The organism is Streptomyces sp. NPDC107654, assembly GCF_055639035.1.
Genome location: NZ_JBVKBI010000019.1, coordinates 65,077 through 89,087, shown reverse-complemented (window position 1 = coordinate 89,087; position 24,011 = coordinate 65,077). Strand labels below are relative to the sequence as shown.

Here is a 24,011-nt window from a genome sequence, read left to right as displayed (position 1 = left end):
AGCCGTGGCGCCGTCGCGCCGTTCAGCCCACGGGTACGACCACCTCGCCCGTGCCGGTCGCGCTCGCGCCGCCGGGGACGTGGACGGTGAACGGGCGGTCGGTGCCGCGCGCGGTGACGCGCAGCCGCGTGCCGTCGCGGCGGACGGTGAAGGTCGCGGCCGTGGCGCCCGTCAGGTCGGGGACCGTGGCCTCGGCGGTGTAGTCCGGCGCGGCCGTGGGGTGGACCAGCAGGGTCGGGGTGTCCAGCCAGTCGCCGTCCGGGCGGCTGTCGTCGGAGGCGAGCGGCAGGACGGCGCCCTCGCGGACGTACAGCGGCAGGCTGTCGTAGCCGTGCCGCTCGGTGCGCCAGGCCGGGCCGGTGACCCGATCGCCGGTCAGGAGGTGCGTCCAGGTGCCCTCGGGGAGGTAGACCTCGACCTCGCCGTCCTCGGTGAACACCGGGGCGACCAGCAGGTCCGGGCCGAGCAGGTACTGGCGGTCCAGCGGGCGGCACGCCGGGTCGTGCGGGAACTCCAGGAGCATCGGGCGCATCACGGGGACGCCGGAGCGGTGGGCCTCGGTCGCGGCGCCGTAGAGGTAGGGCATGAGACGGTGCTTGAGCAGGGTGAACTGCCGGGCGACCGCCACGGCCTCCTCGCCGAAGTTCCACGGCACGCGGTACGACGTGGAGCCGTGCAGCCGGCTGTGCGAGGAGAGCAGGCCGAAGGCGAGCCAGCGCTTGAACACCGCGGGGTCCGGGATGCCCTCGAAGCCGCCGATGTCATGGCTCCAGAAGCCGAACCCGCTCAGGGACAGGGACAGCCCGCCGCGCAGGGACTCGGCCATGGCCTCGAAGGACGCCCAGCAGTCGCCGCCCCAGTGCACGGGGTACTGCTGGCCGCCCGCGGTCGCGGAGCGGGCGAACAGGACGGCCTCGCCCTGGCCCCGCTCCTTCTCCAGCAGTTCGAAGACGGTCCGGTTGTAGAGGTGGGTGTAGTAGTTGTGCATCCGATCCGGGTCGGAGCCGTCGTGCCACACGACGTCGGTGGGGATGCGCTCGCCGAAGTCGGTCTTGAAGCAGTCCACGCCCTGGTCGAGCAGCGTCTGGAGCTTGGCCCGGAACCAGTCCCGGGCGTCCGGGCTGGTGAAGTCGACCAGGCCCATGCCGGCCTGCCACAGGTCCCACTGCCAGACGTCGCCGTTCGGCCGGCGCACCAGGTGGCCCAGCCGTGCCGCCTCCTCGAACAGCGGTGACTTCTGCGCGATGTAGGGGTTGATCCAGGCGCTGACCTTCAGACCCCTGGCCTTCAGACGGGCGAGCATGCCCTCGGGGTCGGGGAAGACGGCGGGGTCCCACGCGAAGTCGCACCACTGGTACTCGCGCATCCAGAAGCAGTCGAAGTGGAAGACCGTCAGCGGGACACCGCGCTCGGCCATGCCGTCGACGAACGACGTCACCGTCGCCTCGTCGTAGTCGGTGGTGAAGGAGGTGCTCAGCCACAGGCCGAACGACCAGGCGGGCGGCAGGGCCGGGCGGCCGGTGAGGGCGGTGTAGCGGGCGAGGACCTCCTTCGGTGAGGGGCCGGCGATCACGTAGTACTCGAGGGACTGGTCCTCGACGCTGAACTGCACCTGACCGACGGACTCGGAGCCGACCTCGAAGGAGACCCTGCCGGGATGGTTGACGAAGACGCCGTAGCCGCGTGAGGAGAGGTAGAACGGGATGTTCTTGTAGGCCTGTTCGCTGCTCGTGCCGCCGTCGGCCTGCCAGACCTCGACGACCTGGCCGTTCTTCGTGAACGGGGTGAAGCGCTCGCCGAGGCCGTAGACCTGTTCGCCCACACCGAGCGCCAGCTGGGCGAGGACGTGGTGGGCCCCGTCGTCGGTGGTGGCGAAGGCGGTGCCCTTGGCCCCGGCCCGCGTCAGCTCGCGTCCGTCCGCTCCCTCGAACGCCAGCGCCCAGGGGGCCGCCTCGTCCAGGCGGAGGGTCAGCGGGCCGCTGGTCAGCTCGGTGACGGTGCCGTCGCGGCGGGTGCTGCCCGCGCCGTCCGGCGCGCCGGTGAGCGCGAAGTCCGGGCCGGGACGGCGTCTGCCGGCGTGGTGCGTCACCCGGACACCGATCACGCCCTCGGCGGGCGAGAAGCAGTCGACCGTGAGGAGCGGCGCGTTGAGCGTGTCCCCCCTCCGCGCCACCTTCTTCGCGGCCGCATAGGCGGTGAAGCGCTTCGATTCCACGCGGACATCGCGCGTCTCGACGGCGTACGCGATCTGCACGCCGTCGCGGATGCGCCAGAAGCCGTTGGTGAACTTCATGTTCTTCCTCGGGTGAGGTGGAGTGGTTCGAGCGGGGCGCGGAGGCGTCGCCCGGGATGTGGATCGTACACAGACCACCTCGCCGCCGGACAGGGGCAAGTCCCGGTAAAACAACGGTGACCAGCCATGATCATGGGCCCTCCGATCGCCCCCGGGTGTTGGTGCCCCAGGACGGACAGATGCGCGGGTCTTCCGTCCGGGGCCCGCATGGCGTATTAGTCATGCCAGTGAACAAACATGTCCGGCAACGCCGCCGGAGTAGTACGACAGCAAGGGCCGCGCATGTCGAAGCGCTTCAATAGATTCCCTCGAGGTGCCGTCCGACCCTCTCGCCGTGCCGTCATACCCCTCGTGGCCGTCTGCGCCCTGGTCGCCGGGGCGGCGCTGACCGGCTGCGGCCGGCAGCGCGACGGCTCCGTCTACACGGTGCTGAACTCGTCGACCGACGAGACCTACCACCGCTGGGACGCGCAGGCGATGGCCCGCTGCGGCAAACGGCTGGGCGTCACCGTCGAGCAGCAGAGCGTCCCGGCGGCGCAGGTGATGACGAAGGCACTGCGCATGGCGTCCTCCAGGTCGCTGCCCGACATCGTGCAGTTCGACGCCTCGGAGATGCCGACGTTCGCCGAGGCCGGCGGGCTCGTCGACCTCAGGACGCTCGGGCTGGGTACCGAGGACGTCCCGCGGGGCATCGTCGACTTCGGCTCCTACAAAGGGACCTACTACGGAGCCGCCCGGACGGTGAACACACTCGCGCTCTTCTACAACAAGGACATCCTCGACCGCGCGGGCCTGAAGGTGCCCGCCACCTGGGCGGAGCTGCGCGCGACCGCGAAGAGGCTCACCCGGGGCAAGCAGTACGGCCTGGCGCTCAGCGCGGGCGGCGCCGAGGACGGCGTCTTCCAGTTCACGCCGTTCATGTGGTCCAACGGCGGGGACGAGACCCGCCTCGACGGACCGAAGGTCGTCCAGGCGCTGGACTACTGGAAGAGCCTGCTGCAGGACGGCTCGCTGTCGAAGGCGACGGTGGGCTGGACGCAGGCCGACGTCAACGACCAGTTCATGGCGGGCAACGCGGCGATGATGGTCAACGGTCCGTGGCAGGTCGAGACACTCGATTCCGAGAAGTCGCTGCACTGGGGCATCGCGCGGATCCCGGTGCCGAGGGCGGGGGAGAGGTCCGTGGGCCCGCTGGGCGGTGCCGTGCTCACCGTGCCGGACACCGGTGACGGGCGCCGGGAGCGGATGGCCGGGAGGATCGTCGCCTGTCTCGCCGGCGAGAAGGAGCAGCTGGCCTACGCGCTCAACAGCTGGATGGTCCCGGCCAACGAGAAGGCCGCCGCCGTGTGGCGCGAGCGGGTGCCGGAGCTGGACGCGCTGGCCGACCAGGTCGCCACGGCCCGGTCCCGCACGGCCAGGCTCGGCGCCGGCTGGACGGGCGTGTCGCTCGCCCTGCAGAGCGCCTTCCAGTCCGCCCTGACCGGCCAGTCCAGCCGGGCCGCCCTCCAGCGGGCCCAGCAGCGGGCCACGAGCGGGAACCGGGGTACGCGCGGATGACCACCTCCACCGTGACCACGCCCACCGCGGTGCCCCCGGCCGGCGCACCGGTCCCCGCCCGGCCGCGGCGCCGGAACCGGCTCGCCCAGTGGGGGTTCGTCGCCCCCGCGGTCCTCTTCATGCTGCTGTTCTTCGGCTACCCGCTCCTCCGCAACGTCGTGATGAGCTTCCAGCACTACACGCCGAAGACGTTCTTCACCGGCGAGGCGCCCCCCAACGGCTTCGACAACTGGTCGAACGTCCTCCAGGACGCCCTCTTCGGCAAGGCGCTGTGGCACACGCTCGTCTTCACCGCCGGCTCGCTCCTAGGACAGTTCTGCATCGGCCTCGCCCTCGCCGTCTTCTTCACCCGGACGTTTCCGCTGAACGGCGTCCTGCGGTCGCTGATCCTGCTGCCCTGGCTGGTACCCATGGTGGTCTCCGGCATCGTCTGGCGGCGCGTCCTCGACCAGGACACCGGTGTACTGAACGCCTTCCTCGACGCGGTCGGCCTCGGCGGTCACACTCCATGGCTGACCGACCCGCACATGGCCCTGCTGTCCGTCATCCTGGTCAACATCTGGATCGGCATCCCGTTCAACATGGTCATCCTGTACGGCGGGCTGCAGGAGGTCCCCCACGAGCTGTACGAGGCGGCAGCCCTGGACGGCGCCTCCGCCTGGCGGACGTTCCGCTCCGTCACCCTGCCGGTGCTGCGGCCCGTCATCACGGTCGTCCTCGTCCTGGGATTCATGTCGACGGTCAAGATCCTCGACCTGATCCTGGCCCTCACCGACGGCGGCCCCGCCGACGCCACCCAGACCCTGGGCACGCTCACCTACCAGAACTCGTTCGTCCGGCTGGACTTCGGAGCGGGTGCCGTCGTCGGCAACGTACTGATCCTGATCTCCGCGGTGTTCGCGGTGTTCTACCTGCGGGCCAACCGCACCGAGGGGAAGTGACCGGCGATGGCCGCCGAGAACGTGAAGCCGCGTGCGCGCGGACGCCGCCTGGGCTCCACCGTGGCCGGTGTGCTCGTCCTGGCCGTGATGCTGTTCCCGCTGTACTGGATGCTCGACACCGCGCTCCAGCCCGAGGCCGGACTGATCGAGGTCGATCCCGTGCCGCACCGCCTGGACCTCTCCGGCTTCTCCAAGGCGCTCGGCGACCAGGGCGGACACCTGCTGACCTCGCTGGTGGTCTCGCTCGGCGCCGTGGCCGTGTGCCTGGCGATCGCGGCCCCGGCGGCGTACGGGCTGGCTCGGTTCCGGCTGCCCGGGACGCGCACCCTCGTGTTCGGCACCCTGATCACCCAGATGGTGCCGGGGATCGTCATCGCCAACGCGCTCTACACGTCGTACGTCGACCTGGGCCTGGTCAACTCCTACGCCGGGCTGATGCTCGCGGACGCCTCGCTCGGCATCCCCTTCTCCATCGTGCTGATGCGCTCGTTCATGGTGTCCGTCCCCGGCGAGGTGATCGAGGCCGCGCAGCTGGACGGGGCCGGGCGGCTGCGGACCTTCGTGCGGGTGGTGCTGCCGATGAGCCGCAACGCCCTGATCACCTCGGGCCTGTTCGCGTTCCTGTTCGCGTGGAGCGACTTCATGTTCGCGCTCACCCTCAACACCACCGACGACGTCAAGCCGGTCACGCTGGGCATCTACCAGTACATCGGCGCCCACGTGGGCGACTGGGGCTCGGTGATGGCCGCGTCCGTGCTGTCCGCGATCCCCGCCGCGATCCTGCTCGTCCTCGCGCAGAAGTACATCGCCGCCGGTATCACCGGCGGTTCCGTCAAGTGACCCCAGGAGCCCCGCACATGAGCGACACGACCGACTTCCCGCGCTTCCCCCCGGGGTTCGTCTTCGGCGCCGCCACCGCCTCCTACCAGATCGAGGGCGCCGTACGCGAGGACGGCCGCGGCCCGTCGATCTGGGACACCTACAGCCACACCCCCGGACTCGTCGCGAACGGCGACACCGGTGACACGGCCTGCGACCACTACCACCGCTACCCCGAGGACGTGGCGCTGCTGCGGGAACTGGGGGTGGACTCCTACCGGTTCTCGATCGCCTGGCCGCGGATCGTGCCGGCCGGTTCGGGCGCGGTGAACCCCAAGGGCCTGGACTTCTACGCGCGGCTCGTGGACGAGCTGCTCGCGGCGGGCATCGAGCCGGCCGCCACCCTCTACCACTGGGACCTGCCCCAGGCGCTGGAGGACCGAGGCGGCTGGCGGGTCAGGGACACCGCCGAACGGTTCGCCGAGTACACGGCCGTCGTCGCCGAACACCTCGGTGACCGCGTGCCGCGCTGGATCACCCTCAACGAGCCGTGGTGCAGCGCCTTCCTCGGCTACTCCGTCGGCCGCCACGCCCCCGGCGCCCGCGAGGGCCGGGGTGCGCTCGCCGCCGCCCACCACCTGCTGGTCGGGCACGGACTGGCCGTGCAGGCTCTGCGGGCGGCCGGGGTGCGCGAGGCCGGCATCACCCTCAACCTCGACCGCAACCTGCCCGCCACCGGCTCCGCCGCCGACCGCGCGGCCGTCGTCCGCGCGGACACCCAGCACAACCTGGTGTGGACCGAGCCGCTTCTCGCCGGCCGCCACCCGGACACCGAGGAGGAGACCTGGGGCGAGCTGATCAGCGGTCAGGACTTCCGGCGCGACGGCGACCTGGCCCTGATCGGGCAGCCGCTGGACTTCCTCGGCATCAACTACTACCGGCCGATCGTCGTCGCCGACGCCCCGCACCGGGAGGCCGACCCCGCGCGGCGGACGGCGACGGACAACCGGTACGCGGAGGTCCGGCTGGACGGGGCGCGGCACACCGCGATGGAGTGGCCGGTCGTACCGGAGAGCCTCACCGACCTGCTCGTGGCGCTGAAGGAACGGTACGGTGACGCGCTGCCACCGATCCACATCACGGAGAACGGCTCCGCCGAACACGACGAGCCGAGCGCGGACGGGACGGTGCACGACCGTGACCGGGTCGCCTACCTGCGCGACCACCTCACCGCGCTGAAGACCGCGCTGGACGCGGGCGTGGACGTCCGCGGCCACTACGTCTGGTCGCTGCTGGACAACTTCGAGTGGGCCTTCGGCTACGGCAAGCGGTTCGGGATCGTCCGGGTCGACTTCGACACCCTGCGGCGGACGCCGAAGGACAGCTACCACTGGTACCGCGCGCTGATCGCGGCGCAGCGGCGGTGACCGCACGTCGCCGGCCGCGCCCGCTCACCCCGCGGCGTCCGCGCCCCGCCACAGGTTCCGGTAGGCGGTCGGTGTCATCCCGGTCGCCGTACGGAAGGCGCGCGTGAAGTCGGAGGCCCTCGGGTACCCCCAGCGGGCACCGATCGCGCTGACGGGGGTCGCGTGGAGCAGCGGGTCCGCGAGGTCCCGCCGGCACCGCGCGACCCGCTCCTGCCGGACGAGGCTCCTCACGGTCGTCCCGTGCGCCTGGCAGACCCGGTGCAGGTAGCGCGCGGAGATGCTGTGTGCCGCCGCCACCGTGGCCGGACCCAGCCCGGGGTCGTGCAGATGCTCCGTGACGAACGCCCTGACCTGCCGGAACAACGTCGCCGTACGGCTTTCCGGAGGCAGCGCGGACGTACGGTCGACGCACCGCGCGATGACCGCCGCGGCGAGGTCGACGACGGTCGCGCCCAGCCGTTGCCGGTCCAGCGGGGTGAGGTCGGTGTCCGCCCGCGCCAGGCTGACCAGGGTCTCGCGAAGGACGTGCCCCACGCCGTCGGCCGTGCCGAGGGCCGTTCCGCACAGCGGAGCGACCAGATGGTCGGGTAATGGCAGCAGGCTCCGGGGGAACTGCAGGACCAGGGAACCGCAGCAGCCCGGACCGCAGGCCGATGCCTCGAACGGCCGGGAGCTGTCGTACAGGACGATCTCACCGGGCTCCACGACGGTGTCGTGCCGCGCCTGCTCGATGCTCTGCCGGCCGGAGGTGATCACGCCGATCTGGTACAGCTCGGGGTCCGACGCGCGGATCAGCCGCGGAGAGCGGTAGCAGACCAGCCGCGCGTACGAGATCGCCGACAGCTGCACCGGCCCCAGCGCCATGGCACTGATCCGCGCGCCGAAGTTCGCGGGGTCGGGAAACCTCATACGGGTGGTCACCAGGGCTTCGGCGGTGACTTCCGCCCAGGCGGCCGTCCTCTCGGCGGGCGGCAGGCAGGAGGTGTCCAGGACGGTCATCATGACGTTTCCCCGTGGTGTCGCATGGCCGGTGGTCTTCCAGCACTCTCGGCCGCTCGCTGCGCCCACCGGAAGACGGTTCCGCGTCAATCGCCGTGTGCGCTCCGTGCCAAGCACTGTGCGCCGTGTGCTCACGACACCGGGGGCGGCGAGCGGGCAGGCTCGGATCGCACCGCCGGTCTGCGGGCGGTGCTTCCCCGAGACAGGAGGATCTTTCGTGCGGACGTCACAGAAGGTCGGTCTGGCCGCGGCCGCCGCGGCGCTCGGCCTGGCCGGCATGCTCGCCCCCACCGCCTCCGCGCAGCCGCGGGTGACGGCGGCCCCGTCCGACTGCCCGAAGTACTACTTCTGCGGCTACAAGCAGGCGAACTTCAAGGACCTGGCCTTCCGGTTCAAGGACTGCTACCTCCAGGAGATCCCCGACGGCCTGAACAGCGGCGGTTCCTGGTACAACAACCAGTCGGCCGGCACGAGGGCCCGGATGTACGACAAGAACAAGAGGCTCATCTACACCACTCCGGGCGCACCCTCGTCGGACGCGAGCGGCGACTGGGGACCGGTCTGGTACGTGGACGCCTGCTGACCCCCTGGCCGGGGCCCTAGGCGGGCCCCGGCCGCGTGGACGGGTGAGAAGGACTGCGGCTCCCGGCAAACTGGGAACATCACCCTTGGAAACCAGCAAAAGGGGCATGCGAGACACCAGCCGACGGGGCACGTGCGCTCGGTGCCCGCACGGGAGGCATGATGAGCCGGCCGCCAGTCCTTCTCCCCTACGCCGACCCGGCCTTCGTGGCCGATCCCTTCCCGCTCTACCGGCGGCTGCGGGAGGACGGCCCGGTGCGGCGCGCGGTGCTCGCCGGAGGCCTGGACGCGTGGCTGGTCACCCGCTACGAGGACGGCCTCGCCGCCCTGTCCGACCCGCGGCTGAGCAGCGATGTCCGCGACGCCTCGGACCCACGGCTCGTCCAGCAGCTGCCCCGGTTCGAGCGCGAGTCGATGATGAGCAACATGCTCCGCTCCGACCCGCCCGACCACACCCGGCTGCGCCGCCTGGTCTCCAAGGCGTTCACCGCACGCCGGGTCGCCGAGCTGGAGCCCCGCGTCCGGGAGATCACCGACCGGCTCCTCGACGCGGTGGTCCCGGCCGGCCGGGCCGACCTGGTGGCGGACTTCGCGCTGCCGCTGCCGGTCACCGTGATCTGCGAGCTGCTCGGCGTGCCCGTGGACGACCGGCACGACTTCCAGCGATGGACCGACGCCATGCTCGTACGCGGGGAGGAACTGCCCGACCCGGCCGCCGTCGACGAGGCCTGGCAGCGGATGCACGCCTATGTGACCGCGCACCTCGACGCCAAGCGCGCCCACCCCGGAGGCGATCTCCTCAGCGCGCTGATCACCGCCCACGACGAGGAGCAGCGACTGAACCACGACGAGCTGATCGCGATGACCTTCCTGCTGCTGGTGGCCGGATACGTCACGACGGTCAACCTGATCGGCGGCGGCATCGCCGCGCTGCTCGCCCACCCCGACCAGCTGACCCTCCTGCGCGAGCACCCGGACCTGCTGCCCGACGCGATCGAGGAGTTCCTCCGCTACGACGGCCCGGTCAGCCCGGGCATCGCCCGGTTCGCCCGAGAGGACGTCGACATCGCGGGCGTGACCGTCCCGCGCGGCGCGACCGTGCTCATCGCGTCCGCCATCGCCGACCGCGACCCGGCCCGGTTCCCCGACCCCGACCGGCTGGACATCACCCGGCGGGACAACGCCCACCTGGCCTTCGGACACGGCATCCACTACTGCCTGGGCGCGCCGCTCGCCCGGCTCGAAGGCCGGATCGCCATCGGAACGGTGCTGCGTCGCCTCCCGGACCTCGCGCTGTCCGTGCCCCCGGCGGAACTGGACTGGCGGCCCGGCGGCCTCCGCGGCCCGGCCCGGCTACCCGTCACGTTCACCCCCGGCGGCCGGGCGGACTGAACCGGGGAGGACCCGCAGTCGCGGTGCCGGTCCGCGCGGTCCGCCGCCTCCACGGTGACGTCCTCGGGAACACGGCGGCCCGCCGCGTGCGGGCCCGGACGCAGGACGCCGAGAGTCGTCCGGCCGGCGGAGGCGAACCCGGCGGCGAGCTCCGGGCGTCCGTCCGGGCGTCGACGTGGGCCGGGCCGGAGTGCCGCCGACCGTGCTACCGGAACGGGCGCGACGCGGCTCCGCGCCGCCTGCGCCCTTGTCCGTTCCGGTAGTGGGGGCTGGTGAGTGGCCTGCCTCTTACCCGTTCCGGTCGTGGGTGTTGGTGAGTGGCCCGCCTCTTGTCCGTTCCGGTCGTGGGTGTTGGTGAGTGGCCCGCGCCTCACCCGTCCCGGTCGCCGATGCCGGTGGTCAGGCCTCCGGCAGCACGAGCCAGATCTCGGAGAGGGCGAGGCCGTGTTCGCGGTTCACCGCTCCGCAGGGACACCCCAGCGCGGCCCGACGCCAGTCGCAGGTCACCGTCCACGGCCCGTCCTCGCCTCCACATCCGGGACAGGCGACGGTTTTCGCCGCCCACACCCCCGGCCCGGGCCTGCTGTAGTGGCGGAACCTCCCCGTGTGCCGGACCTGCCAGGGCTCGACCGGCGGTGTGAGCGGGACGGTGCCGGGCGCGCTCGTCGCGGCTAGCGCGGTGAACAGCGCGGTCAGCTCGGGGAGCAGTGCTTCGCCCGCCGCCGTCGGTGGCGCCGCGCCGTTCGCCGTACCCGGCACGGCTGCGTACCTCGGGGCCGCGGCCGCCTTCGGTGGATCGGGGGCGGCGTGCCAGGGCAGCAGGGCGCGGGCGACGGCGGCCAGAAGGGCGGCGGCGGACGGGCTGACGGCACCGGCGTCGAGGTGGTGGACGGTGGTCCGCAGAACGCGTTGCAGCCGCCTGTCCCGGTCCGTCGCCCGGATCTTCTCCGCCGGGCCCCGCCGGGTGGGGAGGGGAGCGTCCAGTCGAGCCAGGGCGGCCCCCATGGCGTGGGTGTCCGCCGGGGAAAGGCGCCACGCCCCTGCGTCGAGGAACTCCCGGACGCGGCCGGACTCCCTCGCGAGAGCGCGCGTCCGCAGGGGGTGGGGGAGGGGGCCTGATGCGGCCACCGGCTCTCCGTGGACGTCTGCCATCGATCCCCTCCTCGCCCGTGTCCAGGGCACGGCCATCCTCCCAGGCGTACTTCGCTCGCCCCTCGCCGGGTGGCTGGGCGAGGTCGAGGGGCTCCGGCTCGCCCCTCGCCGGTCACGGATGTGAGTCGGCCGTGACCGTTGGGCTGGAGCAGGCGGGAGGGCCTCAGCGAAGAGTCGGCTGGACCTCCGTCAGTCGAGGCCTTCGACGATGCGGAAGTCGCGCTCGACGCCGTCGGAGAGGGCGGCCAGGGCCTCCTGGCAGGCCGCACTCTCGCGCGCCGCGACGGCCTGCTCGAAGCCGTCGAACTCGACCAGGACGGTGCGCTCGGCGATTCCGGCGTCATGCGCCACGACCCGACCGACACGGACGAGGGTCCGACCGCCGGTGCGGCGAATCGCCGACGGCGTGGTGAACGACGGGGACGGTCTTCCGGTGAGGTGCCGTGGTCGTGCGCCCCGTACCGCGTACCGGCGCGCCTGATCTCCCGTGGTCCGACCGGCAGGAGCACCGGACGGCCGGTGCCGAGGCCCCTGGGGTAGGGCGAGGGGGCACCGGCCGTGGCCTGGCCGCCGGGACGCGAGATCTGGAGTGCTGACGGATTCCCAGGCGCCGTACCCGCGATTCCCGCTCACGGGAAACGGCCCCGGAAACCGACGGCAAACCCGGCTCGCCCCCGGTCTCCCGCTCGCGGACAGCAGTCGGCGCGTTCCGCATTGCCGATGCGCGCCCGCGAGGGGTGCGCGAGGTCACTGATGACCGCACAAGGCGACCGGGCGACCCCGCGTCACCGAGCATGCAGCACGCAATCACCGGATATCTAGGGCCAATCTTTTACAGCAAAACCGCATGACACTAATTACACTGACCGGCAGTCAACACAAGCCCCCGGGGGACTACGCGCCAGTGAACCGCCACGCACTGAAAAAACTTCTCAAAGACCGCCGTGCCCTCATATCCCCCGAATCCCACGGACTCTCCCGCCCCACCGGCCGGGGGCGCCGCGCCCCGGGCCTGTCCCAGGGACAGGTGGACGGACTCCTCGGCTACGCCGACCGCACGTACCAGCGCCTGGAGTCCGGCAACTACCCCCATCCCCCGGTCGACCTCCTCCGGGACGTAGCGCGCCTCTACGACATGAACGAGCAGGAGTGGATCAGCCTCTGCCGGTACGCCCGGGGCGAGGATCCGCCCGGCCCCCTCTACGACACCTCCGGCCACGCCCTCCCGGCCGCCTGGGCCGACGCCGTCGCCGGCATCACGCACGCCGCGTACGTCACCGACGCCTCCTGGAACCTCGTCACCTGCAACGACCGCTTCCACGCCCTGTTCGAAAGCGGCCAGGCCCCCGCCAACACCATGCGGTGGATGCTCCTGGACGGACGCGACCAGCTCATCGAGTGGGACACGGCGTGGGCGCCGCTGGTGATGCCGCAGTTGCAGGCCGCGCTCGCCCAGCGCCCCGAGGACAAGGTGCTCCGGCAGATCGAGGCGGAGGTCCTCGCCGACCCCGCCGCCCGGCTCCTGTACGAGAAGGGCGGCGCCTCCATCCACCCCGACGGTGACGAGCGTCCGATCCGCCACGCGGTCGAGGGGCCGGGCTGGGTGACGATGTGTGTGGCGCAGCCGCTCGCGGCGCCCGGATCCCGGTGCATGATCCTCGTTTTTCGGTCGGGTCCGCGGCGGGCCGGGAACCGACCGCGCATGTTGCAGGCACCGGGAACCCGCCTGGACGCCTGAATTTGCCCCTCTTTGGTGCACGGCCAGCACTATTTCGGGGACGGTGAAGGAAACGAACCAGCCAACTTTGCCGTACCTTGACCCAAACAGGTCGCAGCGCCTTCAGGGGGGAACTCATGCCCGCTCATATCGCCCGCCCCAGTACCGTCCTCGCCCCGCACAAAATCACCACGGACGAGATAGCAGAGGACATTCGGACCCATCACCCCGACCATCCACGCCTCGGTGCGATACTCCGCGTCATTCGCAACTGCGGCGTGGACACCCGCTACTTCACGCAGCCACTGGACACGCCCACCGTCAACGGCACGGCGGGCATCGGCGAACGCGCCACCCGCGCCTTCACGGACGGCCTCGCCATGGCCGAACAAGCCGCCCGCGCCGCCCTCCACCAACACGGGCTCCAGCCCGGCGACATCACCGGCCTCATCACCACCCACGCCACCGGCTGGGCCGTCCCCAACCTCGACATCCACCTGATCGCCCGGCTCGGCCTACGGCCCACCGTCCGCCGTACGGCCCTGACGACCGTCGCCTGCGCCGGCGGTGCCCACGCCCTCGTCCGGGCCGTGGAGCAGGCCCTCCTCCGCCCCGGCTCCCGGGTCCTCGTCGTCGCCGCGGAAGTGCTGTCCACCGCCTACAACCACGTCGACACCGAGATCGAGCACATGATCTACAAGGCGTTGTTCGGTGACAGCGGAGCCGCCACCCTCGTCTCCAGCGAGCCTCTCGGTCCCGGCCTCACCGTCGACGCCGACGGGGTCTTCGAGTACGCCCTCCCCGACAGCCTCACCATGTACGCCGGCCGCATCGACGGCACGGGCCTGCACTTCGACAGTACGAAGCAGGCCACCGGCGGAGCCAGACACGTCATGCCCGCCGTCCTCGACTGGCTCGCCGGCCGCCCCGTCGACGTGCCGGTCATCCACCCCGGGTCGAAGCCCATCATCCTCGACACCGCCACCGCCCTCGGCCTCACCGAAACCGACGTCCGCCACTCCCTCGACACCCTCGTCGAGGAGGGCAACCTCGGCGGCGTTTCGGTTCTCCGCGTCCTCGAACGCACCCACGGCCGGCCCCCGGCCGACGACCAGAGCGCGCTGATGGTCGCCTACGGGCCGGGGTTCTCCGTCTCCGCCCTCCACGGAACCTGGCGGAACTAGCCGGCCGGCCGGGCCGCGCAGGGCCTCCCCCTCGTCCTGGGGAAGCTCCGCGCCGACCCGGCGCGGCGGACACGGGCCGGTCTCGGAGCGGCGATCCAGGCAGGGCGAGCCGCCTCTCACCCGCTCCGCCTGGAACGGCCACGGCCTTGGTCGATGCGTGCCGTGAGGCTGGCGGAAGCGGGGGACCGACCCGGTGCTCAGTGACCGGCCGGTGGTTCGAAGCAACCCGTCTCCGGGTAGGGGCCGTTGGTCGACACCTGGTAGTTGGTCTTCTGCACGAACGCGGTGACGCAGGCGTCGTCATGGACGCGCAGACCCACCAGCGCACCCTCGGGCCGGACCTCCCGGCCGTCCACGTAACGGGAGTCCATCGGTTCCACCCGCAGTGTTCCGCCGTAGCCGAGCCTCAGCAGCGCGGCACGTACCGTCTGCGGGTCCCATTCTCCCTGCTGCCACAGCCGCTTGAGCACCGGTTCGATGCGCCCGGCCTCCCGCTGGGCGTCCTCGGCGCTCGCGGCGGACATGTCGCCCGAGATCCGGAAGCCGTTGTTCTCGCGGTAGTGAGGGGCGCCTTCACCGGCCCCCGGTTCCACATGGGGAGAGCTGGGGAAAGGGCGCGCCGGGGCGGCCCGCCGGACCCGCGACTGCCGCCGCTCAGCGCGTCGTGTAGCCGCCGTTCAGGAAGAGCGTCTGGCCGTTGGCCCACCAGCCGTCGGTCAGCAGGTGCCTCACCCACGGCACGATGTCCTCGATCTTGGTGAGGTCGCCGTTCATGGCGGAGGACTTGTGGTAGGCGACGGACTCGTCGTCTTCGGCGGGGTAGAAGAACGAGGTGTCCATCGGCCCCGGAGCGATGTTGTTCACCGAGATGTTCCGGCCGAACAGCTCCTTCGACAGAGCCCGGGTGAAGTGCTCGACCGGTGCCTTGCTGCCCGCGTACGCCGAGTACAGGCCCGTGTACGCGGCGAGCAGCGAGGTGACGATCGTGATGATCTTCCCGCCGTCCTCGATCCGGCGCGCGGCCTCGCGCATCACGAAGAACGCGGCCTTGGAATTGACCGCGAACATCCGGTCGTACTCCTCCTCCGTGATCTCCGTGAGCGGCTTCTTCAGCACCATGCCGGCGGTGTTGATGCTGTAGTCGAGCCTGCCGAACCGGTTCACGACCTCGTCGAAGACCCGCTCCACCTCTGCCACCCGGGTCAGGTCGCCCTGGACCGCGAACGCCTCGCCCGCCCCCGCGTTGATCTGGGCGACCACGTCCTCGGCCTTGGCCCGGGAGGAGTCGCTGTTGTAATGCACCGCGACCCGCGCGCCTTCCGCACCGAGGGTGGTGCTGATCAGCCCGCCGAGGTTGCGGGACGCGCCGCCCACGAAGGCGACCTTGCCTGCGAGAGTCTTGTCCGGGGTGTTGACCATGACAGCCTCCTACGGTGTGCCGAACGGGGAGGACACGGCCTGGGCGGACACCCGGGCCGTGACACGTCCAGCAGCTTCGCCGCGGCAGGGGCCGTAGATCTTGAACGATCCGATCGCCGCTGGAACGAACCGCTCACGACGTCGAACACGGCCACCCGCCCCCCGCTGTCGACTCGGGCGTTGCCCGCGGGGTCTGCCGCGGTCGCGGGCCGGCCGTCTGCCCCGGCAGCGGTCCGGCGATCAGCCACGGTTACGCTCGGCCGCTGCCCTCAGCGTCGGCCGCCGCCGTCGGCGTCCCGCAGCATCCGGGGGGTGGCCCCCTCGTAGCGCCGCATCATCCGGGTCAGATGGCTCTGGTCGGCGAAACCCGCCTCCGTCGCGATCTCCGCGATGGGCCTGTCGGTCCGCACCAGCTCGCGCCGTGCGTGGTCGAGGCGCCGCTGTGTCAGGTATCGGTGCGGTGACTGGCCGGTCGACGTCCTGAAGGCTCGGGTGAAGTGGGACTCGCTGACCCCCGCCACCGCCGCCAGGTCCGCCAGCGTGACCCGCCGGGACAGGTTCGCGTGCATGAAGTCCACAACCTCGGTCAGCCGACGCGGTGACAGCCCGCCCTCGCGGACCGGCACGGCGCCGCCCTCGCCCGCGACGCGCAGCATCATCGCGGCGGCGGCCTGCGCCAGCGACTGCGCGTACAGCGTGTCCGCCGGGCCGGGGCCGGCGTACTCGGCCACCAGCCGCTCCAGCAGCATCTTCAGCAGCGGATCGGTGAAGTGGAACCGAGGCACCAGCTCGACCCTGCCCCTGGCCCCGCTCTCGGCCGCCAGCTTCTCCAGCCACGCCGGATCGATGCCGAGCAGCAGCAGTTCCACGTCCTCCTGCCACCGGGGCCGGGACGCCCATCCCGCCGGATTGACCAAGGCCTCCCCGGCGTGGAACCGCTCGCGTCGCGCGGTCCCGTCCGCCGACCAGAGCAGGTTGGCCGACCTCCCGGTGTGCACGACGAGGACGTGCACCGGTGGGCCGGCCGGTGTCGGCGCCACGTCGGACACACCCGCCGCCCGCTCCAGCGCCCGCTCCGCGACCGCGTGGCCGAGGTCGGTCCCGCTGCCGTGCAGACACCGCAGGTGAGGCTTGATGCGCGACACACTCATCCCACCAGTATCCGGCCCCGGGGCACCGGCGGCTCGCGTGAGCGCGACGCTCCCGGCCGGTGGGTCCGTGCCAGTGCCAGCGCCAGTGCCAGTTCCAGTGGCGGTGCCGGCTCCGGTGGCGGTGCCGGCTCCGGTGGCGGTGCCGGCTCCGGTGCGAGGGCTCGGGCGCCGGGGCCGGCGCAATGGCGGGTGCCGGAGCCGGCGCAAGTGGCGGGTGCCGGGGGCCGGCGACCGCACGCTGCTCAGCGTCTCAGCGTCTCAGCCCGTGCCCGCCGGCAGGCGGAGTCGTCCGTCGTGGACCTCGGCGATCCTGTCAGCGGCGCCGAGGTGGGCGCGGTCGTGGGTGACCAGCACGGTGGCGGTGGCCCGTCGTCGGGTGAGGCGGGCGATGAGGTCGATGACGGCGGCGCCGCGTTCGTGGTCGAGGGCGCTGGTCGGTTCGTCGACCAGGAGCACCATGGGGTCGTTCATCAGGGCGCGGGCGATGTTGACGCGCTGGCGCTGCCCGCCGGAGAGCTGGTGAGGGCGACGGTGCGCCAGGTCGGCGAGGCCGACCGCGTCGAGCAGGTCCATGGCCCGGCCGCGGGCCCTGGCGGGGGACCGGCCGTCGATGTGGGCCATGACCTGGAGCTGTTCGGCGGCGGTGAGGGAGGGGAGCAGGTGGGGCTGCTGGAAGACGATGCCGATCTTGTGGCGGCGCAGGTCGGTGAGGTCGCCGCGGGTCATGCCGGTGGTGGTGGTCCCGTCGACGGTGACGGTGCCCGTGTCCGGGGCGACGAGGGTCGCGGCGACGGCCAGCAGGCTGGACTTGCCGGAGCCGGACGGCCCGACGACGGCGGTCAGACTGCCCCGGGGCACGTCCAGGGTGACGTGGTCGAGCGCGGTCAGGCGGTCCTCGCCGTCGGGGTAGGTGAGGGTGATGCCGGTCAGCTGCAGGCTCATCGGGTGCTCCCCAGTGCGGTCAGCGGGTCGACGGAGGTGATGCGGCGCACGGCCAGGGCGGCCCCGACCGCGCCGAGCACGATCGTCACCGCGGCCGGTACGAGGACGGTCGCGGGCGTCAGCGCGAAGGGCACCGCAGAGCCGGCGACGACGGCGCCGAGGGCGGCGGCGACGGCGGTGCCGAGCAGGGTGCCGCCGGTGAGCAGGACGACCGCCTGCCCGAGGGCGTCCCTCAGCAGGTGCGCGGTGGAGGCGCCGAGGGCCTTCAGGACGGCGATGTCGCTGCCGCGCTGGACGGTCCAGACGGTGAAGAAGGCGCCGATGACCAGGGCGGAGATGACGAACAGCAGACCGCGCATGAGCTGCAGGGACCCGTTCTCGGAGGCGTAGGAGCCGATGGCGGACAGCGAGTCCTCCCTGGAGACCGTCTCGGTGCCCGCGGCCCGGTCGGCGGCCGGCACGTCGGCGGCGGAGGTGGTGTTCAGAGCGATCACGGTCGCGGTCGTCGCGGTCGGCCCCCCGCTGTCGCCGCTGGGGGGCGCCGTCCTCCGCCAGACCTCCAGGCTGGTCCAGACGACCGGGGTGTGGCTGAAGGAGGCGTCGCCCTGGACGGCGGCCACCCTCAGCCGCCGCCCGGCCAGGGTGAAGACGTCACCCGGCCTGAGACCGAGGGCGTCGGCGGCGGGGACGGACAGCACCGCCGCGCGCTCCGTGATCCGGCCGCTGTCCGGGGCGAGCCGGGAGCCGGGTTCGACCCCGAAGGCGGAGACCCCGGCGCTGCGGGCCCCCGCGGTGGCCCGGGTCGTCGTGATGCCCAGCGGCTCGGCAGCGGTGACACCGGGGGTACGGGCCCACCGCTGCCACTGCTCCTCGGTGACGGTGGAGTCGCCGTACGACAACTCCTGCCCCTCACCGGGCGCGTCGAAGGCGATCCGGTCGGCGGGCAGGCCGGTGATCGCGGAGATGTTCTGCCGGCCCAGCCCGGCGGTCAGCCCGGACAGCAGCCCGACCAGCAGGGTGATCAGCACGATGACGGTTCCCATCAGGGCGAACCGCCCCTTGGCGAACTTCAGGTCTCTCCAGGCGACGAACACGGCCTCGGCCAGTCCTTTCCGGCGGTGGGGCGGAACGCTGTCCAGCGGTCCGGCGGAACGCGCTCCCCAGCGGTGCCGCGGGATGCGCCGCCCTGCGTCCAGCGGAATGAGGCCGCTGTGGACGCGGAGCGCATCCACTCTCGCCGTCCACCCCCTGCGCCGGCATCCGGCGACGGACGGCAGTTCTCACGTCGGAAGGTGATCCGCGGGCTCCATCTTTCGATAGAGGCACCACCGGGTCCGCTTCCTTAGGCTGGAGGGACTGTGAACACCACCACCGCTCCCGCCCCGACCCCCACCACCCGTGCCCTGGCCTGGTGCCTGCATCTGCTGACCGTCGGTCTGCTCGTCCTGGCCGGTGTCCGGGCCGTGGCGGACGGGCGGTCGTACGCGGCACTGATCGTCGCCGTCGCGGCGGTGTGCGGGCTGGTGTACGCGGCCGGGCCGCTGCTGCCCCGGATCCGCGGCTCCCGGCGGGCCGCCGCCTGGTGGCTGGCCGCCGTGGGCGCCGTGTGGCTCGTGCTGCTGGCGCTGACCGCCGACGGGGTCTGGGCCGCCTTCCCGCTGTACTTCCTCCAGCTCCACCTGCTGTCCCGCCGCGCCGCCCTGCCCGCCGTCGCCGTGACCGCGCTGGCCGCGATCGTCGCCTTCGCCGCCCACCAGGGCTCCTTCAGCCCGGCCATGGCCATCGGCCCGGCGCTGGGGGCCGCCGTCGCCGTCGCGGTGGTGCGGGGGTACGACGCCCTGTACCGGGAGAGCGAGCAGCGCAGGCGCCTGATCCAGGAGCTGACCGCCACGCGCGCCGACCTGGCGGAGGCCCAGCACACGGCCGGCGTCCTGGCCGAACGCGAACGTCTGGCCCGGGAGATCCACGACACCCTCGCCCAGGGCCTGTCCAGCATCCAGCTGCTGCTGCGCGCCGCCGAACGCGCCCTTCCCGACCGGACCGACGCCGCCGCCCGCCATGTGGAGGCGGCTCGTCAGGCCGCCGTGGACAATCTCGCCGAGGCCCGCCGCTTCGTCGCCGCCCTCACCCCGCCCGCCCTGGACGGCACCACCCTGGCCGGCGCCCTGGAACGCCTCTGCGCCACCACCGGCACCCGCCACCGGCTCACCGCACGCTTCCACCTCACCGGCGCCCCGGTCCCGCTCCCGACCGAGCACGAGGTCGCCCTGCTGCGCGTCGCCCAGTCCGCCGTCGCGAACACCGTCCGCCACGCCGACGCCACCACCACCGAGATCACCCTCGGCTACCTCGGCGACCAGGTCGCCCTCGACATCGTCGACGACGGCACCGGCTTCGACCCCGGCGGACTGCCCGCTCCCGGCCCCGAGAGCGGAGGCTTCGGCCTCGCCGCCATGCGCACCCGTGTGCACGCGCTCGGCGGAACCCTGACCCTCGCGTCCGCCCCCGGCCACGGCACCGCCCTGTTCGCCCGGCTGCCCCTGACCCCGCCCGGCGCGACCGGAACCGGGACCGGACCGGAGACCAGACCCGTGAGCGCATCCGAGGCCCGTCCCCGACCGAATCCGAGACCGCGTCCGGCGTCCGCTCGTGAACGCGGCCGCCGACGATCCGGCGCCTCGCCCGTGAGGGAAGCCGCCGACGATCCGGCGCCTCGCCCGTGACGCAAGCCGCCGACGATCCGGCGCCTCGCCCGTGACGCAAGCCGCCCTCCGACCCCATGTCCCACCCGCGACCGAGGCCGCCCCCCGACCCCGCGTCCCAAGCCCCACCGACCCCAAGGGCCTCCCGTGACCGACATTCCCATCCGTCTCCTCCTGGCCGACGACCACCCCGTGGTCCGTGCCGGGCTCCGCGCCGTGCTGGAGACGGAACCCGGCCTGGAGGTGGTCGCCGAGGCCGCCACCGCCGAGCAGGCCGTCGACCGCGCCGCCGGGGGCGACATCGACGTCGTACTCATGGACCTGCAGTTCGGCAAGGGCATGAACGGCGCCGAGGCCACCGCCAGGATCACCGCCCGTCCGGGCGCCCCGCGCGTGCTGATCGTCACGACGTACGACTCCGATGCCGACACCCTGCCCGCCATCGAGGCCGGCGCCACCGGCTACCTCCTCAAGGACGCCCCTCCCGAGGACCTGGCCGCCGCCGTGCGCACCGCCGCCGTCGGACGCACCACCCTGGCCCCGGCCGTCGCCGAGCGCCTCCTGAACCGGTTGCGCACACCGGGCACCGCCCTCACCCGGCGTGAGACCGAAGTCCTCACCCTGGTCGCCGAGGGCCTGTCCAACCAGGCCATCGGCCGCCGCCTCCACCTCACCGAGGGAACGGTCAAGTCCCACCTGGCCCGGATCTACACCAAGCTCGCCGTCGACTCCCGCACCGCCGCCGTCGCCACCGCCGCCCAGCTCGGCCTCATCCGCCGCTGACCGGGAACCTCGGCAGGCGGGGACTCGGGGGGCGCCGGTCCGGAGAGCGCCGCGAACGGCAATGGAAGCCGGCCGGGGAAGTCCAGCGCGCGGTGCGCCGGTTCCACCGGGCGGACGGCGCGCGCGTGCGCGAATCCGAAGAGTGCCGCGGGGCGAACGCCGGACCCGACCGGCGTGGACCGGGCCAGGCCTCCGAGGTGGGCGCGGAACGCGGCACCGAATCGCGCCCCACGTCCGCCGGACGACTTCCGCACCGTCCGGCGGACGTCTGCCGACACCGGGTCGGGAAATTGACCACGGTTTGGGTTTCCGTTCCCTGAGCGTTCAACTGCCCCCTCCTGTCGGTGTCGTGTGTGCTTCCTAGGGTCCATGAGGCGTTCCGAAAGAAGGGGCTCATGGACTCACAGCTCGCGATCCGGGCTCGCGGGATCACCAAGTGCTTCGGTGATGTCGTCGCCCTCGACGGCGTGGACCTGGAGGTGGCGCGGGGACGGGTCCACGGCCTGGTCGGGCCGAACGGCGCCGGCAAGACGACGTTGCTCGGCCTGCTGCTCGGCCTGGCCGCGGCCGACAGCGGCCGGTTGGAGATTCTCGGCACTCCGGTGGGCCGGGCGTTCGAGGCCCCGGATGGTGTCTCCGGGTTCGTGGACGGGCCGGGGCTGTACCCCTCGCTCACCGCCCGCCAGAACCTCGCCGCGCTCGCCGCTCTGCGCGGTGACCACACGCGGTCGGCGCGGATCGACGACGCACTGGACCAGGTCGGGCTCACGGACGTCGCCGACGACCGCACCCGCGGCTTCTCGCTGGGCATGCGCCAACGCCTCGGTCTCGCCGCGGCCCTCCTCACCCGGCCACGGCTGCTCGTCCTCGACGAGCCCTCCAACGGCCTGGATCCCGCCGGCAAGAAGCACGTCCACGGCGTTCTCACCCGGCTCGCGCACGAGGGGACGGGCGTCGTGTTGTCGAGTCACCGCATGGACGACCTGGAGGCCCTGTGCTCCGAGGTCACCCTCCTCGCCACCGGGCGGGTCGTCTTCTCCGGGCCGCTGGACACACTGGCCGCCGAGAGCCGTGAACTCGACTACCGGCTGGTCACGTCCGACCCGGAGCGCGTCCGCCGGCTCGCCCTCGACGCCCCGGGGATCCGCCTGACCGACGACACCGCCGGACGTCGGGGCCGCGAGGTGCTCGTGGTGCGCGCGCTGGTGCCCGCTCTGGACGACCTGGTGGTGCGGCTCGTCCACGCGGGTATCGCGCTGCGCGAACTCGCCCCGGTCGTCTCCCCGCTGGAGGCGGCGTTCCTCGCCCTGACCTCGCAGCCGGCGGCCGACGGGCAGAAGGGCGGACAGGAGGGCGGACAGGAGGGCGACCAGGAGACCGGTCGTCGAGCCGGGCACGAGGACGGGCAGACGACCGGGCACCAAGGCGGGCACGAGACCGGGCAGGCGGCCGGGCACGAGGGCGGGCAGACGGTCGGACAGCACGGCACCGCCGGTCCGCGGCAGGGGGCAGGGCGATGACCGCGACCTCTACGACCCCCGCGCTCACCGCCGTACCAGGCCGTACCTCGGTTGCCCGGGGCTATCGCTTCGAAGTCGTCAAACTCGTCTCGCAATGGCGGATCCGCCTGCTGGTCCTCGCCTGCTGGATCGCGCCGGCGCTCTTCGTGGCCGGTGTGAGCGAGCAGAGCACCCTGCCCACGGACACCCTGTTCGGCCGCTGGATGCACGCCACCGGGTGGGCGGGTCCACTGGTGACGCTCGGTTTCGCCGGCACCTGGGCGCTCCCGCTGCTCACCTCCGTCGTCGCCGGCGACGTGTTCGCCGCCGAGGACCGGCTCGGCACCTGGCGCCACCTGCTCGTCGCCGTCCGCTCGCCCCGGCGTGTCTTCGCGGCGAAGGCTCTGGCCAGCTTCACCGTCATCCTGCTGCTCGTGGCCGGGCTGGCCGTCTCCAGCACGGTCGGCGGACTGGTGGCCGTCGGCGACCAGCCGCTGGTCGGCCTCGACGGCCGTCTCCTCGCGCCGGGGGACGCCGCCGGCAGGGTCCTCCTCGCCTGGCTCTGCGTACTCGCCCCGACCGTGGCCCTCGCCGGCATCGGGCTCCTGGGATCGGTCGCGTTCGGGCGGTCACCGATGGGTCTGCTGCTGCCCGCGTTCGTCGCGCTGGCGATGCAGCTCGCCCAGATGCTGCCGCTCCCCGTCGCCGTACGCCTCGCCCTGCCCGGTGACGCCTTCGTAGTCTGGAACGGGCTGTTCACCAGCCCGGCGCAGCGCACCCCGCTCCTCATCGGCATCGCCGTCAGCCTCGTGTGGGCGGTGACCGCGACAGCGCTGGCCCACTTCCTCTTCCTACGGCGCGACTTCACCAACCCCACCGACGACGGATCAGTGCGCCGCGCGCTCACCACGGGCGCCCTGCCCCTCGCGGGAGTCCTCGGGATGACCGTCGCGGTCCTGGCGGCGACGACCACGGCCACCGGCTCCGGGATCGAACAGACCGATGTCGAGCGCTCGCTCGCCACGGGGTTCGCCCACCTGTACCGCATGCAGACCGCGCAGCTCCACCGGCCCGCCGTCACGGAGGCGCAGTTGCGGACCACGGCGGCCTGCGCCAAGGCCGGCGTCCAGGACGGCGCCCGGGGCCCGGGCAACGACTGGCGGTGCGTCGTCTCCTGGCACCTGCCCGGCGTCACCGCCACCGGCTCGGCCGTCTACCAGCTCGACATCACGGCCGACGGCCGGTTCGTCGCCGACGGCGACGGGCCGAAGGAAGTGAACGGCTACTTCCTGGTGCGGACTCCGACAGGAGACGCACCCAACCCGCTGTGGCAGTTCGACGGCAACGTCGAACTGCTCGCCACCTCGCCGAAGACCCCCAGAACCCAGAAGACCCCCAGAACAAAGTAGACCCAAACGACCCCGAAGACTCAGCTCCAATCCCCGCAGCCCC

19 protein-coding genes and 2 pseudogenes are annotated in these 24,011 nt (G+C 72.5%); 12 read left to right on the top strand and 9 right to left on the bottom strand.

The window, feature by feature from the left end; all coding sequences use genetic code 11:
* Positions 1-22 precede the first annotated feature (22 nt).
* The gene (gene yicI, locus ACZ7N4_RS28355; RefSeq protein WP_471363134.1) at positions 23-2,293 is read right to left on the bottom strand and encodes an alpha-xylosidase; all 2,271 of its coding nucleotides are present in this window, start codon (positions 2,291-2,293) and stop codon (positions 23-25) included.
* Positions 2,294-2,575: 282 nt separating this feature from the next.
* Between yicI and ACZ7N4_RS28350 the strand changes: the two genes are divergently transcribed.
* From ACZ7N4_RS28350 to ACZ7N4_RS28335, 4 genes are read left to right on the top strand one after another with little or no spacing between them, the layout of a single operon-like run.
* The gene (locus ACZ7N4_RS28350) at positions 2,576-3,850 is read left to right on the top strand and encodes an ABC transporter substrate-binding protein (protein WP_471363131.1); all 1,275 of its coding nucleotides are present in this window, start codon (positions 2,576-2,578) and stop codon (positions 3,848-3,850) included.
* On the top strand, positions 3,847-4,791 hold the full coding sequence (locus tag ACZ7N4_RS28345) for a carbohydrate ABC transporter permease (protein WP_471363128.1): 945 nt from the start codon (positions 3,847-3,849) through the stop codon (positions 4,789-4,791). Before ACZ7N4_RS28350 ends, ACZ7N4_RS28345 begins: the two co-directional genes overlap by 4 nt.
* A 6-nt stretch (positions 4,792-4,797) precedes the next feature.
* Positions 4,798-5,631 carry a carbohydrate ABC transporter permease gene (locus ACZ7N4_RS28340; RefSeq protein WP_471363125.1) on the top strand — a complete coding sequence of 278 codons (834 nt, stop codon included), beginning with the start codon at positions 4,798-4,800 and terminating at the stop codon, positions 5,629-5,631.
* Between the two features lie 17 nt (positions 5,632-5,648).
* The gene (locus ACZ7N4_RS28335) at positions 5,649-7,037 is read left to right on the top strand and encodes a GH1 family beta-glucosidase (RefSeq protein WP_471363122.1); all 1,389 of its coding nucleotides are present in this window, start codon (positions 5,649-5,651) and stop codon (positions 7,035-7,037) included.
* Between the two features lie 24 nt (positions 7,038-7,061).
* Here ACZ7N4_RS28335 and ACZ7N4_RS28330 read toward each other — a convergent pair whose 3' ends face one another.
* Positions 7,062-8,039, bottom strand: a complete 978-nt coding sequence (locus ACZ7N4_RS28330; protein WP_471363119.1) for an AraC-like ligand-binding domain-containing protein — start codon at positions 8,037-8,039, stop codon at positions 7,062-7,064.
* A 214-nt stretch (positions 8,040-8,253) separates the two neighbouring features.
* Between ACZ7N4_RS28330 and ACZ7N4_RS28325 the strand changes: the two genes are divergently transcribed.
* Together ACZ7N4_RS28325 and ACZ7N4_RS28320 are read left to right on the top strand one after the other, a co-directional pair.
* Positions 8,254-8,619, top strand: coding sequence for a hypothetical protein (locus ACZ7N4_RS28325; protein WP_471363117.1), 366 nt, complete (start codon positions 8,254-8,256; stop codon positions 8,617-8,619).
* Between the two features lie 161 nt (positions 8,620-8,780).
* A complete protein-coding gene (locus tag ACZ7N4_RS28320; protein ID WP_471363114.1) occupies positions 8,781-10,010 on the top strand; it encodes a cytochrome P450 family protein in 1,230 nt (409 codons plus the stop codon).
* A gap of 399 nt (positions 10,011-10,409) precedes the next feature.
* Here the strand turns inward: ACZ7N4_RS28320 and ACZ7N4_RS28315 are convergent, their stop codons facing one another.
* Positions 10,410-11,162, bottom strand: a complete 753-nt coding sequence (locus ACZ7N4_RS28315; RefSeq protein WP_471363112.1) for a hypothetical protein — start codon at positions 11,160-11,162, stop codon at positions 10,410-10,412.
* Positions 11,163-11,351: 189 nt separating this feature from the next.
* A pseudogene (locus tag ACZ7N4_RS28310) lies at positions 11,352-11,561 on the bottom strand (DUF1330 domain-containing protein); the annotation flags it as partial.
* 448 nt (positions 11,562-12,009) lie between these two features.
* Between ACZ7N4_RS28310 and ACZ7N4_RS28305 the strand changes: the two are divergent.
* Together ACZ7N4_RS28305 and ACZ7N4_RS28300 are read left to right on the top strand one after the other, a co-directional pair.
* Positions 12,010-12,900: an MmyB family transcriptional regulator gene (locus ACZ7N4_RS28305; RefSeq protein ID WP_471363109.1), complete on the top strand. Its 891-nt coding sequence runs from the start codon at positions 12,010-12,012 to the stop codon at positions 12,898-12,900.
* 116 nt (positions 12,901-13,016) lie between these two features.
* Positions 13,017-14,063, top strand: coding sequence for a beta-ketoacyl-[acyl-carrier-protein] synthase family protein (locus ACZ7N4_RS28300; protein ID WP_471363106.1), 1,047 nt, complete (start codon positions 13,017-13,019; stop codon positions 14,061-14,063).
* 197 nt (positions 14,064-14,260) lie between these two features.
* Here ACZ7N4_RS28300 and ACZ7N4_RS28295 read toward each other — a convergent pair whose 3' ends face one another.
* The 5 genes from ACZ7N4_RS28295 to ACZ7N4_RS28275 form a co-directional block, all read right to left on the bottom strand.
* Complete coding sequence (locus ACZ7N4_RS28295) at positions 14,261-14,587, bottom strand: hypothetical protein (RefSeq protein ID WP_471363105.1); 327 nt, start codon at positions 14,585-14,587, stop codon at positions 14,261-14,263.
* 130 nt (positions 14,588-14,717) lie between these two features.
* Entirely contained in the window at positions 14,718-15,482 is a 765-nt protein-coding gene (locus ACZ7N4_RS28290) for an SDR family oxidoreductase (protein ID WP_471363102.1), read from the bottom strand.
* Between the two features lie 269 nt (positions 15,483-15,751).
* The gene (locus ACZ7N4_RS28285) at positions 15,752-16,633 is read right to left on the bottom strand and encodes a helix-turn-helix domain-containing protein (RefSeq protein WP_471363099.1); all 882 of its coding nucleotides are present in this window, start codon (positions 16,631-16,633) and stop codon (positions 15,752-15,754) included.
* 258 nt (positions 16,634-16,891) lie between these two features.
* Positions 16,892-17,575 (bottom strand): ABC transporter ATP-binding protein, encoded by a 684-nt coding sequence (locus ACZ7N4_RS28280; RefSeq protein WP_471363096.1) that lies wholly within the window; start codon positions 17,573-17,575, stop codon positions 16,892-16,894.
* A complete protein-coding gene (locus ACZ7N4_RS28275; protein WP_471363303.1) occupies positions 17,572-18,669 on the bottom strand; it encodes an ABC transporter permease in 1,098 nt (365 codons plus the stop codon). The genes ACZ7N4_RS28280 and ACZ7N4_RS28275 overlap by 4 nt, the downstream gene beginning before the upstream one ends.
* 264 nt (positions 18,670-18,933) lie before the next feature.
* Here ACZ7N4_RS28275 and ACZ7N4_RS28270 point away from each other — a divergent pair, with 264 nt between their 5' ends.
* The 4 genes and pseudogenes from ACZ7N4_RS28270 (at position 18,934) to ACZ7N4_RS28255 (ending at position 23,968) form a co-directional block, all read left to right on the top strand.
* Complete coding sequence (locus tag ACZ7N4_RS28270; RefSeq protein WP_471363093.1) at positions 18,934-20,298, top strand: sensor histidine kinase; 1,365 nt, start codon at positions 18,934-18,936, stop codon at positions 20,296-20,298.
* A 126-nt stretch (positions 20,299-20,424) separates the two neighbouring features.
* Positions 20,425-21,060, top strand: a complete 636-nt coding sequence (locus ACZ7N4_RS28265) for a response regulator (RefSeq protein WP_471363090.1) — start codon at positions 20,425-20,427, stop codon at positions 21,058-21,060.
* Positions 21,061-21,455: 395 nt separating this feature from the next.
* A pseudogene (locus tag ACZ7N4_RS28260) lies at positions 21,456-22,388 on the top strand (ABC transporter ATP-binding protein); the annotation flags it as partial.
* A gap of 188 nt (positions 22,389-22,576) precedes the next feature.
* Entirely contained in the window at positions 22,577-23,968 is a 1,392-nt protein-coding gene (locus ACZ7N4_RS28255; RefSeq protein ID WP_471363088.1) for an ABC transporter permease, read from the top strand.
* Positions 23,969-24,011 lie beyond the last annotated feature (43 nt).